The sequence below is a fragment of the Micromonospora sp. NPDC049274 genome, from assembly GCF_040678875.1.
Classification (GTDB): Bacteria; Actinomycetota; Actinomycetes; order Mycobacteriales; family Micromonosporaceae; genus Micromonospora.
In genome coordinates this window covers 236,801-252,141 of record NZ_JBFAQS010000007.1, presented here as the reverse complement: position 1 = coordinate 252,141, position 15,341 = coordinate 236,801, and the positions used below count along the sequence as shown (strand labels likewise).

Here is a 15,341-nt window from a genome sequence, read left to right as displayed (position 1 = left end):
ACACTCACCGGCCTCTCGAACCGCGCGCCGCCGACGGAACGCCACCGAACACGGCGGAACCGTCGGACGTACCCGGTAGGTTGCACAGACGTGGCCACGCCCGCCGACGTCCGACACGACCTCGCGAGCCTCGCCGACCCGGTCCGCGCGGCCGGATCGAGCCGGTTCCTCCAGCTGGTCCCCGGTGGCTACGGCGAGGGCGACCGGGCGATCGGCGTCACCGTGCCGGACCAGCGCCGGGTGGCTGCCCGGTACTGGCGCGACCTCTCCCTCGCCGGCACGGCCGAGCTGTTGACCAGCGGCGTCCACGAGGAGCGGCTGACGTCGCTGTTCATCCTGGTGCGCAAGTTCGCCCGGGGCGACCAGGAGGAACGGGGCCGCGTCGTCCGCCTCCTCCTCGACCACACCGACCACGTCAACAACTGGGACCTGGTGGACTCGTCCGCCCCGTACATCCTCGGGCCGTGGCTGATCGACAGGGACCGCAGCGTCCTGGATCGCCTGGCCTCGTCGGACCTGGTGTGGGATCGGCGCATCGCCATCATGGCGACCTTCGCCTTCATCCGGGTCGGTGACTTCGACTGGACGTTCCGCCTCGCCGAACGGCTCCTGCACGACCCGCACGACCTGGTCCGCAAGGCAGTCGGCTGGATGCTGCGCGAGGTGGGCAACCGCGACCGCGCGGCCGAGGAGGAGTTCCTGGCCCGGCATCACCGGGCCATGCCGCGCGTCATGCTGCGGTACGCGATCGAGAAGTTCGAGCCGCAGCGACGCAGGGAGTACCTGGCCGGGCTGGCCTGAACGGGCTTCGGGTCCTCGGCGGCAGAGCGCGGACGAGCCCCGGTCGATCACGAACGGATCGGCCGGGGCTCGTCGGTGTGCGCAGGATCAGGCGATGTCGAACCGGTCGAGCTCCATGACCTTCGTCCAGGCCGCGACGAAGTCGTGCACGAACTTGTCGCGCGCGTCCTGGCTGGCGTAGACCTCGGCGAGGGCGCGCAGCTGGGAGTTGGAGCCGAAGATGAGGTCGACCGCGGTGGCGGTCCACTTCACCTCGTCGGTGCCCAGGTCCCGGATCTCGTACACGTGCTCCTCGGACTTCGACGCGCTCCACCGGGTGCCCGGGGAGAGCAGGTTGGCGAAGAAGTCGTTGGTGAGCACACCGGGCCGGTCGGTGAGGACGCCGTGCCGGCTGCCGCCGGTGTTGGCCCCGAGCGACCGCAGACCGCCGATGAGCACTGTCATCTCGGGCGCGGTCAGGTTCAGCATGTACGCACGGTCGACGAGCAGCACCTCCGGCTGGGTCTTCTCGCCGGCGCGCAGGTAGTTGCGGAAACCGTCCGCGCGCGGCTCGAGGACCCGGAAGGACTCGACGTCGGTCTGCTCCTGGGTGGCGTCGGTGCGGCCCGGCCGGAACGGCACGGTCACCTCGACACCCGCGTCGCGCGCCGCCTTCTCGACCGCGGCCGAGCCGGCCAGCACGATCAGGTCGGCGAGCGAGATCTTCGCACCACCGGCGGCGTTGAACTCCTGCTGGATGCCCTCCAGGGTGCTCAGCACCGACGCGAGCTGATCGGGCTGGTTGACCTCCCAGTTGCGCTGCGGCTCCAGGCGGATCCGGGCGCCGTTGGCGCCACCGCGCTTGTCGGTGTGCCGGAAGCTCGCGGCGGACGCCCAGGCGGTGGAGACCAGCTGGTCGGTCGGGATGCCGGAGTTCAGGATCGTCGACTTGAGCGCGGCGATGTCGGCGTCACCCACCAGCTCGTGGTCGACGGCCGGCACCGGGTCCTGCCAGAGCTGCGGCTCGGCCACCCACGGCCCGAGGAAGCGCTCGATCGGGCCCATGTCGCGGTGCAGCAGCTTGTACCACGCCTTGGCGAAGGCCAGCGCGAACTGGTCGGGGTTCTCCAGGAAGCGGCGGGAGATCTTCTCGTACGCCGGGTCGACGCGCAGCGACAGGTCGGTCGTGAGCATCGTCGGCCGGTGCTTCTTCGCCGGGTCGAACGGGTCCGGGATGATCGCGTCGGCGTCCTTGGCGACCCACTGCTTCGCCCCGCCCGGGCTGGTGGTCAGCTCCCACTCGTAGCCGAACAGGATCTCGAAGAAGCGGTTGCTCCACCGCGTCGGCACGTCGGTCCACGTCACCTCGAGACCGCTGGTGATCGTGTCGCCGCCCTTGCCGCTGCCGTGGGTGCTCAGCCAGCCCAGGCCCTGCGCCTCGATCGGGGCGCCCTCGGGCTCCGGGCCCACGTGGTTGTCGGCCACGGCGGCGCCGTGGGTCTTGCCGAAGGTGTGACCACCGGCGATGAGGGCGACGGTCTCCTCGTCGTTCATCGCCATCCGGCCGAAGGTCTCGCGGATGAAGTGCGCCGCCGCCGCCGGGTCGGCGTTACCGCGCGGACCCTCCGGGTTGACGTAGATCAGACCCATCTCGGTCGAGCCGACGCCGGCCGCCATCTCCTTCTCGGAGGCGTACCGCTCGTCGCCGAGCCAGGTGTCCTCCGGGCCCCAGAAGATCTCCTCGGGCTCCCACACGTCCTCGCGGCCGAAGCCGAAGCCGAAGGTCTTGAAGCCCATCGACTCCAGGGCCACGTTGCCGGCGAGCACGAGCAGGTCGGCCCAGGAGATCTGCTGGCCGTACTTCTGCTTGACCGGCCACAGCAGCCGACGGGCCTTGTCCAGGTTGGCGTTGTCCGGCCAGCTGTTGAGCGGGGCGAACCGCTGACCGCCGTCGCCGGCGCCACCGCGGCCGTCCTCGATGCGGTACGTGCCGGCGGCGTGCCAGCTCATCCGGATCATCAGGCCGCCGTAGTGGCCGAAGTCGGCCGGCCACCAGTCCTGCGAGGTGGTGAGGGTCTCGGTGATGTCCCGCTTGAGGGCCTCGACGTCGAGCTTGGCGAACTCCTTGGCGTAGCTGAAGTCCGCACCCAGCGGGTTGCCCTTCGACGAGTGGGCGTGCAACACCGAGAGGTCGAGCTGGTTGGGCCACCAGTCCCGGTTGGTGCGCGGACGACCGCCGGTCTTCGGGGTCGGCGAGTCGATCGCCGGGTTCTCGCTCTCGCTGCCGTGCGCGGTCACCGAGTCGTGCGCGACCGGGCAGCCGGCCGCGGCCTTCTGGTCCACGCCCTGCGCGCTGGTGGGACCGTTGTCCTGGGTGTCGCTCATGTACTTCCTTCCGAACTGGCGGATCACTGGGAGGTGCTGGCGGCCGCGCAACCGGGGCAGGTGCCCCAGTAGACGACCTCCGCCTCGTCGACCACGAACCCGTGGTCGTTCGAGGCGGTGAGACAGGGGGCGTGACCGACGGCGCACTCGACGTCGGCGATGGCGCCGCAGGAGCGGCACACGACATGGTGGTGGTTGTCCGCGACCCGGGACTCGTAGCGGGCGGTGGCGCCGGCAGGCTGGATGCGGCGGACCAGACCGGCGTCGGTGAGCACCCGCAGCACGTCGTACACCGCCTGGTGGGAAACCCTGGGATGTTCGGCCCGCACCAACGCGATCACCGCGTCGGTGCCGACGTGGGGGTGATCGCGCAGGGCCGCGAGCACCGCCAGTCGGGGCCGGGTCACGCGCAGCGAGGCGGCTCGCAGCTGCGCCTCGAAGTCGGACATCACCCGACGAACACTAGCTCACTTTTCTGGAACGAATCAAGTTTCATTCGATCCGGCGCGCCGGGGTGGCGGCGCACCCCTCCCCGGCCCGCTCTCCGCAGCCACCGCCCCCCGAAAAGTCCTCGGAAATTTCGGTCACGCATCGTTTGGGCGCGACCGCGAGCGCGGGCATTGGTATGACGATACGGAAAGCTGAGTGACTACTGACCTGGCTCGACACGCCCCCGGTACGGACGGAGGGCGAGGGCGATGTTGCCACGGTGTTTCCGGAAATTGTTGACAAGTCGACGACCGGGTTAATACGGTCGCCATCGATGACGCTCAATCGGCGTCACCACCCGCCACCACGGCCCACTCCTCCGGTCGTCGTGCAGGACGACCGGCCAACCACCACCACGCGGCACGACGCCGTGGCCGTTACGAGGAGGAACCACCCACATGACCGACACCAGCCACACCCCCACCAGGCCAGGGAGGCGCGGCCGCATCCGGTTGCTCCTGGGCGCCGCGTGCGCCGCCGTCCTCGCCGTCGCCGGCACGGTGACGGCGACAAACGCGTACGCCGAGGCCGATCGGACGCTCACCTCGAGCCTGACCGGCACCCACAACGGCTACTACTTCTCCTTCTGGAAGGACGGCGGCAACGCCAGCATGACGCTGCGCGCCGACGGCCGGTACTCCAGCAGCTGGGACCGCAGCACCAACAACTGGGTCGGCGGCAAGGGCTGGGCCACCGGCTCACGCCGGACGGTCAGCTACTCGGCCACCTACAACCCGGGCAACAACAACACCTACCTCGCCCTGTACGGATGGACGCGCAACCCGCTCATCGAGTACTACGTGGTGGAGAACTTCGGCAGCTACAACCCGAGCAACGGCGCCCAGCGGATGGGCACGGTGACCACTGACGGCGGCACCTACGACATCCTGCGCAGCCAGCGGGTCAACGCCCCGTCGATCGACGGCAACCAGACGTTCTACCAGTACTGGAGCGTCCGCCAGCAGAAGCGTTCGAGTGGCACCATCACCACCGCCAACCACTTCGACGCCTGGGCCCGTGCCGGCCTGAACCTCGGCACCAACCACGCCTACCAGATCATGGCGACCGAGGGCTACCAGAGCAGCGGCAGCTCCGACGTCACCGTCCGCGAGGGCAGCGGTGGCAACCCGACCTCCGGGCCCACCTCCGGGCCCACCACCGGCAACCCCGGGACCGGCAACTGCAACGCGACGATCTCCGCCGGTCAGCAGTGGGGCGACCGCTTCAACCTCAACGTCGCGGTCAGCGGCACCAACAACTGGGTCGTCAGCCTCGGCCTCGGCGGCGGCCAGAGCATTCAGAACAGTTGGAACGCCTCCGTCAGCGGCACCAGCGGCACCGTCACCGCTCGGCCGAACGGCAACGGCAACAACTTCGGGATAACCGTCATGGCCAACGGCAACTGGAACTGGCCGACGATCAGCTGCACCACCGGCTGATCCCGACCGACCCCGCGCACCGACACCCGGCCCCGCCGCCTCGCGGCGGGGCCGGGTGCCGTGCCGGCCCAATCCGGCTCGCGGTACGACTCCGCCGGCGCTACAGGCCCTGCCCGACCTCCACCAGATAGCCGTCGGGGTCGCGCAGGTAGCAACGGATCTCCGTGCCGTGGTCCTTCGGCTCGGTGAGGAAGTCCGCGCCGCGCGCCTTCCACTCGCTGTAGAGCGTGCGGATGTCCCGGACCCGGATATTCATCGCGCAGCTCAGGGTGTTGGAGTCATCCGGGGCCTTGGCCTGGACGGTGGGCTTGTCGTCCGTCGGGCCGCCCTCGACGTTGATGATGATGTAGCTGTTGAAGAACCTCATGATCAACGGGTTGGCGTCGTGGACGCACGTCGCCCCGAACACCCGCTCGTAGTACTCCCGCGACCGATCGATGTCACGGACGATGAGCAGCGTCGCCAGGAACATGCCGTCCTCGGGCCGGAAATAGTCGGGAGCCGGGTTGACCAGGGTCATAGCCACCTCTTCGTCGCCTGCCTCTGCTGCACGGGCGCGACGGGTTCCCGCCCGGGCCGGGCCGAAACCGGGGACGGCGCGGGACATCACGAGTACATCAGGTGCAGCGTCATCCCGGCGTCGGCGTGCCCCAGGTTGTGGCAGTGGTTGGCCCACATCCCCGGGTTGTCGGCCCGGAACGCCACCTCCCACACCTCTCCCGGCCGGACGTCGAACGAGTCCAGCCACAACGGACTACCGACCGCCGCCCTCCGCGTCCGGGACAGCACGAGGACGTGGTGGCCGTGCAGGTGCCACGGGTGCACGGTCTGCGACCGGTTGACGATAGTGAACCGGACGACGTCGCCTCGGCGCACGACCTGCGGCGGGATGTCCGGGTCGGCCGCGCCGTTCACCGTGTGGGCGTAGCGCGGAAGCAGTCCGTGCAGGTCGAGGCCACGATCGAGGACGAGGGTGAACTCCCTGTCGAACCGGGTCCACGGCGGCGGCGCCGGCGCGCCGTAGGTGAGCGGGTCCAGGACGGGCCACCCGCCGGTCGCCGTCGGCACCTCCCCGGTGGCGTAGACCATCCGTCCGTCGACCAACAGGGCCACCGGCGTGGCCGGCGCGTTGAACGTCAGGTCGTAGCGGCCCCCGGCCGGGATCAGCACGGCGGTGTCCGCGAGCGGCGTCGGACCCCGCAGATCGAAACCGTCGATCGCGGCGACCTGGAAGGCGGTCCCGGCCAGGGCGTAGCGGTGCGTCGTGTTGTCGGTGTTGATCAGGCGCAGCCGTACCGGCACGCCGGCCTCGACCCGCTCCCTTCTCGCCGCGGGCAGCGGACCACCCGCCAGGGTGTGCACCGGCACGGTGACGTCGACGCCGGTCGGCGGCCCCGGGCGCACCACCAGGACGCCGTAGAGGCCCATCCGCACACCGACGTCGGACACCGCGTGGGTGTGGTACCAGTACGTCCCGGCCTGGTCGGCACGGAACCGGTAGACGAACTCCTGGCCCGGCAGCACCGCCGCCTGCGTCACCCCGGGTACGCCGTCCTGGCTGTTCGGCACGTCGTACCCGTGCCAGTGCAGGGTGACGCCCCGTCCGATGTCCCGGTTGCGCAACGTCACCTCGACGACGTCGCCGACGGTCGCGGTCAGCTCCGGCCCGGGTACCTGCGCGTTGAACGCCCACGCCGCGACGTCGCGGCCGTCCACGCGCACCGTGGCGGTCCCGGCCGTCAGGGTGAACCGCCGGGTCGGTTCGTCGGAGGTCCGGACCTGCGGATAGCCATGATCATGCGGTACGGCGGGCGCGGCGCCCGGGGCGACGGCCAGCCCGGTTCCGGCCAACAGCGCCGCGACTGTCACCGCGACCGCCGCCCGAGACGCCGTCCGGGACGGGCGCGCGTCGAGGAAGCGCCACGTGACAGCCGTCGCCGTGCCGACCCCGGCGACCGCGAGCAGCCCCACCGACGCCGACGCCGGATAGCCGTGCAGGATCGTCACGAGCAGGGCGCCGCTCACGGCGTACCCGGCGAAGAGGAGCGGGAGCGCGACGGACCGGATGTCGCCCGCGGCCCGCAGCAGCCGCGGCCCGGCGACGGCCACCGCCGCGAGCGACAGAGGCGCGGCGATGAGGACCTTCTCCGCGGCGAACCACCAGCCGGCGCGGGTGAGCGCGACCACAGTTATCGCGCGGCCGACCGTGGCGAGCAGCGCGACGGCGGCCAGCCCGCGTGCGAGCGGACGACGCCCGGCGGCCGCCGCCGCGCCGCCGCCCAGCCATCCGCCGGCGGCGAGGACCGCGAGCACCAGGTCCGCCACGAGCAGCGAGCCGGTGGTCATGCCGGCTCCCCCTCCCGGACGGCCTCGCGGGTGTCGCCCACCGGCACCGGACCGCCCAGCCTGCGCGCGGCTCGCAGGACGCCGACCACGACGTGCACCGCGATGATGCCGTTGAGCGCGTGCAAGCCACCGAGGGTCAGGCCGAACGCGGTGCTGACGCCCGCGGCGTCGGTGGAGGCGGTGGCGAGCATGGCGAGCAGCGCCTGCACGACGACGAGGCCGAGCGGCAGGACCGCCAGTCCGACGAGTCGGCCGGGCGCCCTCGCCAGCGCGGCGAACAGGGCGGTGAGCAGGGTGAGGACGGGGATGACGGCCATGCCGTTGACGCTGTGCAGGGCGTACGCGCCGTCGCCTGAGGGCTTCGTGAACCCGCCGACGGCGGCGAAGACGAACTGGAGGGCGAACGCGACGAGCAGCAGGGCGGCGCTGACGACGAATGCTTTACGCATGGTGACCTCCCCTGAGGTGCGCCGAGGCCAGGGTCTGGGCGACGTGGTCGGTGGCCGTGATCGCCCCGTAGGCGACCAGGGCGACGAGGTCGGCGTCGGCGGGGTGCGACAGTCGCCAGAGGGCGACGTCCCCCACGCTTATCGCGCTGGGCGCGAACGCCGCCAGCAACGCGATCCGGGTTCCGATGCGGTCCCTGCCGGGCACGTCCCGGACCAGGTCGACGGCCCAGTCCGCGGGCCGGGCCGGAAACCGCCCGTCCTCCCAGCGCACGGTGGCCGTCACGGTCTGGCGGGCCACGTCGCCCAGCAGGTCCTCGCCCCGGGTGGCGGCGGCTCGCAACGACGCGTAGGCGACACCGACCGGGCTGTTCCCCGCCCAGGCCGGCGGCGGCGTCGAATCGGCGTCCAGGAGCGGGAGGCTACGTCCGGGTTCCTTGCGCTCCCGGGCAGCCCTGGCGTACAGCCGGCCCCCGACCGAACGCACCAGCGGGGAGCGTTGCAGGCCGCCGGGGAGCAGGTCGGGGTCGAGCAGAGCCGAGACGATCCGATTGATGAAATGGAAGGCGAGCAGGGTGCCGGTGACCTCCGGGCCGTACGCGCTGCTCCAGTCGGCGGCGCGCGGGCTGCGGCTCGCCTGGGCCCAGCGGGCGAGTTCGGCGTGCCTCGGGTCGGTTGGTGTCCCGCCCCGGGCGATGACCTCGGCCAGCCCGTGCTCGCCCAGGGCGTGCAGCAGCAACACGTGCGCGTCGACGCAGAACTGGCAGCGGTTGGCCCGGGACACGGTCGCCGCGACGAGTTCACGCTCGACCCGGGACGCGTCCCCGGCAAGCAGGGCCTCGCGCAGCAGCGACCAGGTCGCGGCCAGCACCTCCGGCACGGCCGAGAGCACCTGGAAGGTGGGCAGCGGCCCGAGGAAGTCGTCCCGCGACTGCTGGTAGACCTCCGCGGTGCGCCCGGTGGCCGCCTTCGGGGGGACGGGGGTGAAGAAGCGGTATGTCATGGCTCGATGCTTGTCGTGGCGGGCTGGCAAAACGTCGTGCCGCCGCAGACACTTGCCCCGGCGCGATACCACGCCCGTGGTACGTCTGATCTACCGCGCGCGCGGGATGCTCCACGAACGACTGCCGTTCTACAGTGCGACCATGCGCCGCGACCTGCCGTACGCCCTCAGTGGCCTCGCCCTCGGCGGCCTCCTGCTCGGCAACGCCGCGCTCGCGCCGGACGCCGCGCCCGTCGAGCCCCTCGACGTCGCCCTCGTCCTCGCCATGGCCACGGCCCTCGCGGTGTGCCGGCGGTACCCGGTGGTCGCGCTGGGCGTGGTGACCGCCACCATGCTGGCCCTGCACATCCGGGTGCACTCCGGGGTGTCCGCCGCCTTTCCCGTCCTCGGCGTGGTCTACGTCGCCGCCTGGCGGGGTCGCCGAGCGGCCGCCGCCGTGGCCAGCCTCGCCTTCCTCGGTGGCTTCCTGGCCCGCGACGTCTCGGTGGCGGCGGTCGACCGGCCCAACCAGCTGATCGTCGAGCGGACGGCCCTGTTGCTGGGCTGGTTCGTGGCGGCCAACGTCGCCGGGCTGGTCGGTCGGCAACGCCGGGCGTACCTGGAGCAGGTCGAACAGCGGGCCATCGAGGCCGAACGCACCCGGGAGGAGATGGCGTTGCGGCGAGCCGGGGAGGAACGTCTGCGTATCGCCCGCGACCTGCACGACTCCCTGACCCACAGCATCTCGGTGATCAAGGTGCAGGCCGGGATCGCCGTGCACCTGGCCCGCAAGCACGGCGACGAACCGTCGGCCACGCTGCTGGCGATCCAGGAGGCCAGCAGCGCGGCGATGCGGGAACTACGCACCACCCTCGACGTCCTGCGCGCACCCGACGACGACCGCGTCGGGCTGGCCCGGGTGGACGAGCTCGCCGAGCGGACCCGAGCTGTCGGCGTGCCGGTCCAGGTCACCGTCACCGGCCGGCCCCGGCACCTGCCCGACGAGGTCGACCAGGCCGGCTACCGGGTCATCCAGGAGGCGTTGACGAACGTGGCCCGCCATGCCGGCCCCGCGAGCGCGCACGTCCACGTCGAGTACGCCCCGGCCGGGTTGACCGTCGCGGTCACCGACGACGGGCAGGCGTCGCCGGCGCTGCCGCAGATACCGGGAGTGGGACTGCGCGGTATGCGGGAACGAGTCACCGGACTGGGCGGCACCCTGCACGCCGCCGCCCGCGACGACCACGGGTTCGGGGTGCGGGCCACGTTCCCCCTGAACGAGCCGGCATGATCCGGGTTCTGCTCGCCGACGACCAGGCGCTGATGCGAGCCGGGTTCCGGGCGCTGCTGGAGGCCGAGGACGACCTGGAGGTCGTCGGCGAGGCCACCGACGGCGCGTCGGCCGTGCACCTCGCGCGACGCCTGCGCCCCGACGTCGTGCTGATGGACGTGCAGATGCCGGGCCTCGACGGCATCGAAGCGACCCGGCGCATCGCCACGGACCCCGACCTCGCCACGATCCGGATCCTCATCCTCACGAACTACGGGCTCGACTCGTACGTCTTCGCCGCACTCCGAGCGGGCGCGAGCGGTTTCCTCCTCAAGGACGCCGACCCCGCCGACCTGTTGCAGGCCGTCGCCGTCGTGGCACGCGGCGACGCGCTGCTCGCGCCGGCCGTCACCCGTACGCTGATCAGCGAGTTCGTGGCCGGCCCACCGCCGGCCGTACCGGCGGCGGGCCGTGACGTGCTGACCGCCCGCGAACAGGAGATCGTCGAGCTGGTCGCCCGAGGGCTGACCAACGACGAGATCGCCCTGCGGATGGTGATCAGTCCGTTGACCGCCAAGACGCACGTGAACCGGGCGATGACGAAGCTGCACTGCCGTGACCGGGCCCAGCTCGTCGTGTGGGCGTACGAGTCGGGACTTGTCGCGCCGCGCCGTCGATGATCGCCAACGCGGGCTAGGCGTCGCGGCGCAGCGTGAACCAGAAGGTCGGCACGGAGTTCGTGCCCGGTGTGACGTCGAGCAGTTCCCAGCCGGGGAACCTGACGCGGAGCTCGTCGGCTGTGACGCCTGCCGCCCACGACGTGATTTCATGGGTCGGATTGCCGAGCGGCTCGGGGCCATAGCCGAACATCAGCAACAGCGCTCCGGGAGCGGCGCGGTGGGTGAGCCCGGCGGCGTAGGCGTCGCGGCGGTGTAGCGGCACCCCGCAGTAGCAGCTCAGGTCGAAGAACAGGTCGAAGGGGCCCGGCACGTCCAGCTCGTCGAGGCGGGTGGCGTCTCCGTGCAGCACCCGCACCGTCACTCCCGCCGCCGCGGCCTTCTCCCTGGCTTGGTCGACGGCGCGGTCGATCAGGTCGACGGCCGCCACCTCCCAGCCGTGCCGTGCCAGGTAGGTGGCGTTGGTCCCTGTGCCGCAGCCGAGTTCGAGGGCGCGGCCGGGCGGCAACGCCTCGGGCCCCTCCACCAGGTCGACCAGCTCGGGTGGCGTCACGCCGGTGTCCCACGGCGGCTTGCCGGTGCGGTAGTAGCCCTCCAGCGCACGGCGGACGGCCTCCTCCTCCGGGTGTCGCTGCGCCGAGGCCGGGTCCGGTTCTGGCTTCTGGGTGGCGTTGGGCTGGCCCATGACGTCCTCCAAGAATATAGAGTTCAACTCTAGTTGTACGCTCTAAAGTTAGACTCGCGACATGGACACCGTCAAGCGGCCGGACAAGCGAGCCGAGCGCTCACGCCGCACCCGTGAGAAGGTCGTCGAGGCGGCTCGCGAGCTGTTCGTCGCGCAGGGTTACGGGGCGACGAGCCTGCAGGAGGTCGCGGACCGGGCGGGCGTGGCCGTCCAGACGGTCTACTTCGTCTTCCGCAACAAGCGCACGCTGTTCAAGGACGTCGTCGACACGTCCATCGCCGGCGACACTGAGCCGATCGCCACAATGGAACGTGAGTGGTTCCGCGCCGCGTGCGCCGAACCCACCGCAGCCGGGCAATTGCGCGCGCACGTCCACGGCACCCGCGAGATCCTGGGCCGGGTCGCCCCGATCATGCCGCTGATCGCGGCTGCCGCGGCCACCGACCCTGAGATCGCCGCACAGTGGCCCGACGGCCCCGACCCGCGTTACACGGTGCAGTACGCAGCGGCCGAAGCCCTGGTCGGCAAGCCCGACACCCGTCCCGGCCTGTCCGTCGAGATGGCGGCGGACCTGCTGTTCGGCCTGCTCAGCCCGCAGCTCTACCTGATCTTCGTCCGCGACCGCGACTGGTCACCGGACACCTGGGAAGAATGGGCTCGCACCGCCTTGACCTTCCAACTCTGCGCCGACCCTGGCTGAGCGGACAGGCCGAGAGCCGCGACCGGGCCCGTCCCGTGGGCGGGCCCGGTCGCGCTCCCCGAGCGGGATCCGTCGCCGTCAGCCCCCGATCGCGATGGCGAAGACGTGCATCGTCGGCACGTTGGCCGCGGCTCGTGCGCTGATGTTGGGCAGCACGACCTGGGTCACCGCCTTGCTCTGCAACGTGACACCCACGTAGTAGACGCAGGCCGCCGTGGCCTGGCGCCCGTTGTTGGGCCGGTTCTGGTACGCGGAGACGATGGCGGCGGTCGCACCGGACGCCGGGCCGCCGTACCAGTCGGGCGTGCTCAGCGTGAACGTCTGGCGGGTACCGTCCGCGTAGACCACCGTGCCGGTGCCCGACACGGCGCCGTACGTGCCGGTCAGTAGGAAGCCGAGGGTGCTGCCGGTGCCGCTGATGCCGATGGTCTGTCCCGAGGCGATGGCGTTGTCGGCCGTGCCGGGGCTGACGTTGGGCCAGCGGAAGGTCACCCCGTTGCGGCTCACCGTGCTGCCCGGGCTGGCGCCGGCCTGCGCGAGGGCCTGCGCGGAGAGACTGGCCCCGTTGCCGTCGAAGTTGCCGACGTTTGTGTTGCTGTCGTTGGTGATGCCCGCGTTGGTGAAGCTCTGCTCCAACGTCGGCGTGGCGACGCCCGTGCTGGTGACCCGGTAGGTGCGTCCGGCCTGCACGGCGACCTCGATGAGGTCGGACTCGATCCGGGTGACCCGGGGCGAGGTGCCGTCGGCGGTGTCGACGACGGTGACGGTGCCGGTGAGGATCCGGGCCCGCAGGCGGACGGTGCCCGCGCGGTCCGGTCGGACGAGCACCTCGGTCGCCTGACCGCTCGCCCAGGTGATGCCGACCGTGTGCCCACCGCGACCCCGCAGGCCTGTCACCCGCCCGCTCGGCCAGGCCGGCGGCAGCGCGGGCAGGATGTGCAGCTCCCCGATGTGGCTCTGCAGCAGCATCTCGGCGATGCCGGCGGTGGCGCCGAAGTTGCCGTCGATCTGGAAGGGCGGGTGCAGGTCGAACATGTTGGGCGCGAGCCGGGCGGTGGTGGCGAGGTAGCGGATCAGGTCGTGGGCCCGCTTACCCTCCTCCATCCGCGCCCAGAAGTTGATTTTCCAGGCCAGCGACCAGCCGGTGCCGTCGTCGCCGCGCAGCGCCAGCGTCCGGCGGGCGGCCTCGAACAGCTGCGGCGTGCCGCGCTTGGTGATCTGGTTGCTGGGAGCGAGCCCGTACAGATGGGAGATGTGCCGGTGGTTGGGCTCGGTCTCCACCCAGTCGTAGAGCCACTCCATGATGTTGCCGCGCGAGCCGATCTTCATGGGTGCGAGGCGGTCCCTGGTGGCCCGGACCTGGGCCCGGAAGGTGCTGTCCACGTCGAGGATCTCGCTGGCCCGGGCACACGCGTCGAAGAGGTCCCGCAGGATCTGACTGTCCATCGTGGGGCCGGCGCACACGCTGGCGTTCGCGTGGTGGCTCAGCTCCGGCGAGTTCGACGGGTTGGTCACCAGGTAGCCGAGGGTCGGCTCGGTCACCAGGGTGTTCAGGAAGAACTGCGCCGCGCCCTTCATGGCCGGGTAGTTCGTCCGCAGGAACTCGATGTCGCCGTTGAACAGGTAGTGGTCCCAGATCAGCGTGGACAGCCAGGCGCCGCCGGTCTGCCACATGCCCCAGAACGCGCCGTCCACCACCGCGGTGGCCCGCCACGCGTCGGTGTTGTGGTGGGTGACCCAGCCACTGGCGGCCCCGTACTGCACCTGGGCGGTCCGCGTCCCGGTGACGGCGAGGTCTCTGACCAGGTCGAAGACCGGGTTGTGGCACTCGGCCAGGTTGGTCGTGTTGGCCGGCCAGTAGTTCATCGGCAGGTTGGCGTTGATCGTGTACTTCGAGTCCCAGGAGGGGGCCAGCGAGTCGTTCCAGATGCCCTGCAGGTTCGCCGGCTGGGTGCCGGGCCGCGACGACGAGATCAGCAGGTACCGGCCGAACTGGAACAGCAGCGCGGAGAACTGCGGGTCGTTGACGCTGTTGTGCTGCGCGATCCGGACGTCAGTCGTCTGGTCGGCCGCCGAGGTGCGGCCCAGGTCGAGGGTGACCCGACCGAACAACGCCTGGTAGTCGGCCACGTGCCGGCTGCGCAGTTGGTCGTAGCTGCTGGCCCGGGCGACGCTGAGACGCTGTCGGGCGATGCCCCCGTAGTCGCCGCCGACGTTGCGGTAGTTGACGTAGCTGGAGCCGATCGAGACGAGCACCGTCACGCTTGTCGCGTTGGTGACCCGCAGGGTCCCGCCGGAGCTGGACACGGTGCCCCCGCTGACGGTGGCGTTGGCCAACGCGAGGAAGCGGACCTGCCCGGTGACACCCTCCATGCTGCCGGAAACACCGTCGAGGCCGATCGTGGCACCGTCCGGGCTGGACACGGTCGTGCGCTGCGGGCTGTCGAAGGTGGCGGTGAAGCTGATCGAGTTGCTGCGGTCGGCGGTCAGTCGCATCGCGATGACCTGGTCCGGCGCGCTGGCGAAGACCTCGCGCTGGTATCGGATCCCGTTGAGGACGTACGACGTGGTGGTCGTGGCGGTGGTGAGGTCGAGCGTCCGGTTGTGCTGGGACGCGCCGCTGGCGGATCCGAAGGCGAGCCGGAGGTTGCCGACGGTCTGGTAGGCCAGTTGCCCGCCGGGGTTGCCCATCATGGTCTGGTTGATGAGGTCCTGGGCCTGCGTCCACTGGTTTGCGTTTACCAGCCGCCGGATCTCGGTCAGCGCCGCCGCGCCTCGGGTGTTACTGGGGTCGTGTGGACCGCCGGCCCACACGGTGTCCTCGTTGAGCTGAAGCCGTTCCGTGTCGGCGTTGCCGAACACCATGGCGCCGAGCCGGCCGTTGCCGATCGGCAGGGCCCGCAGCCAGTCGGTGCCGGCGCCCTCGTCGTACCAGAGGGCGAGGTCACCGGCGGCCAGCACCTGCGGCGGCGCGACCGAGTCGGCTCGGGCGGTCGCCGTCCAGGGCAGGGGCAGCATGGCGCCACCCGCACCGGCTGCGCCGATCTTGAGGGCCTGCCGCCGGGTCAGGTCTGACATCGATCCTCCAAACGGTGACCGATCCGGCCACCCAAGCGCGACAACGACGACCCCCGATGGTGGA

Annotated in this window: 13 protein-coding genes; 5 read left to right on the top strand and 8 right to left on the bottom strand. The window is 71.2% G+C overall.

Annotation, left to right across the window (positions count from 1 at the left end; genetic code table 11):
- The first annotated feature begins 90 nt into the window (after positions 1-90).
- Complete coding sequence (locus AB0K10_RS16150; protein WP_363684062.1) at positions 91-801, top strand: DNA alkylation repair protein; 711 nt, start codon at positions 91-93, stop codon at positions 799-801.
- Positions 802-888: 87 nt separating this feature from the next.
- Here AB0K10_RS16150 and katG read toward each other — a convergent pair whose 3' ends face one another.
- Together katG and AB0K10_RS16140 are read right to left on the bottom strand one after the other, a co-directional pair.
- The gene (gene katG / locus AB0K10_RS16145; protein ID WP_363684060.1) at positions 889-3,165 is read right to left on the bottom strand and encodes a catalase/peroxidase HPI; all 2,277 of its coding nucleotides are present in this window, start codon (positions 3,163-3,165) and stop codon (positions 889-891) included.
- 23 nt (positions 3,166-3,188) lie between these two features.
- Positions 3,189-3,617, bottom strand: coding sequence for a Fur family transcriptional regulator (locus AB0K10_RS16140; protein ID WP_363684058.1), 429 nt, complete (start codon positions 3,615-3,617; stop codon positions 3,189-3,191).
- Positions 3,618-4,052: 435 nt separating this feature from the next.
- On the opposite strand from AB0K10_RS16140, the gene AB0K10_RS16135 reads away from it, so the two are divergent.
- Complete coding sequence (locus AB0K10_RS16135) at positions 4,053-5,093, top strand: glycoside hydrolase family 11 protein (protein ID WP_363684057.1); 1,041 nt, start codon at positions 4,053-4,055, stop codon at positions 5,091-5,093.
- 100 nt (positions 5,094-5,193) lie between these two features.
- Here AB0K10_RS16135 and AB0K10_RS16130 read toward each other — a convergent pair whose 3' ends face one another.
- The 4 genes from AB0K10_RS16130 to AB0K10_RS16115 form a co-directional block, all read right to left on the bottom strand.
- Complete coding sequence (locus AB0K10_RS16130) at positions 5,194-5,613, bottom strand: VOC family protein (RefSeq protein WP_363684055.1); 420 nt, start codon at positions 5,611-5,613, stop codon at positions 5,194-5,196.
- A gap of 86 nt (positions 5,614-5,699) precedes the next feature.
- Positions 5,700-7,439, bottom strand: a complete 1,740-nt coding sequence (locus AB0K10_RS16125; protein WP_363684053.1) for a multicopper oxidase family protein — start codon at positions 7,437-7,439, stop codon at positions 5,700-5,702.
- Entirely contained in the window at positions 7,436-7,888 is a 453-nt protein-coding gene (locus AB0K10_RS16120) for a DUF6220 domain-containing protein (protein WP_363684051.1), read from the bottom strand. Before AB0K10_RS16120 ends, AB0K10_RS16125 begins: the two co-directional genes overlap by 4 nt.
- Positions 7,881-8,888 carry a carboxymuconolactone decarboxylase family protein gene (locus AB0K10_RS16115; protein ID WP_363684049.1) on the bottom strand — a complete coding sequence of 336 codons (1,008 nt, stop codon included), beginning with the start codon at positions 8,886-8,888 and terminating at the stop codon, positions 7,881-7,883. Before AB0K10_RS16115 ends, AB0K10_RS16120 begins: the two co-directional genes overlap by 8 nt.
- Before the next feature lie 142 nt (positions 8,889-9,030).
- On the opposite strand from AB0K10_RS16115, the gene AB0K10_RS16110 reads away from it, so the two are divergent.
- Both AB0K10_RS16110 and AB0K10_RS16105 read left to right on the top strand, forming a co-directional pair.
- Positions 9,031-10,158, top strand: a complete 1,128-nt coding sequence (locus AB0K10_RS16110; protein ID WP_363684047.1) for a sensor histidine kinase — start codon at positions 9,031-9,033, stop codon at positions 10,156-10,158.
- The gene (locus AB0K10_RS16105; RefSeq protein ID WP_363684045.1) at positions 10,155-10,817 is read left to right on the top strand and encodes a response regulator transcription factor; all 663 of its coding nucleotides are present in this window, start codon (positions 10,155-10,157) and stop codon (positions 10,815-10,817) included. Before AB0K10_RS16110 ends, AB0K10_RS16105 begins: the two co-directional genes overlap by 4 nt.
- 13 nt (positions 10,818-10,830) lie before the next feature.
- On the opposite strand, the gene AB0K10_RS16100 is transcribed toward AB0K10_RS16105, so the two are convergent.
- Positions 10,831-11,499 carry a class I SAM-dependent methyltransferase gene (locus AB0K10_RS16100; protein ID WP_363684043.1) on the bottom strand — a complete coding sequence of 223 codons (669 nt, stop codon included), beginning with the start codon at positions 11,497-11,499 and terminating at the stop codon, positions 10,831-10,833.
- A gap of 61 nt (positions 11,500-11,560) precedes the next feature.
- Here AB0K10_RS16100 and AB0K10_RS16095 point away from each other — a divergent pair, with 61 nt between their 5' ends.
- Positions 11,561-12,199: a helix-turn-helix domain-containing protein gene (locus AB0K10_RS16095; protein WP_363684041.1), complete on the top strand. Its 639-nt coding sequence runs from the start codon at positions 11,561-11,563 to the stop codon at positions 12,197-12,199.
- Between the two features lie 78 nt (positions 12,200-12,277).
- Here AB0K10_RS16095 and AB0K10_RS16090 read toward each other — a convergent pair whose 3' ends face one another.
- The gene (locus AB0K10_RS16090; RefSeq protein ID WP_363684039.1) at positions 12,278-15,277 is read right to left on the bottom strand and encodes a glycoside hydrolase family 95 protein; all 3,000 of its coding nucleotides are present in this window, start codon (positions 15,275-15,277) and stop codon (positions 12,278-12,280) included.
- Between the last annotated feature and the right edge of the window lie 64 nt (positions 15,278-15,341).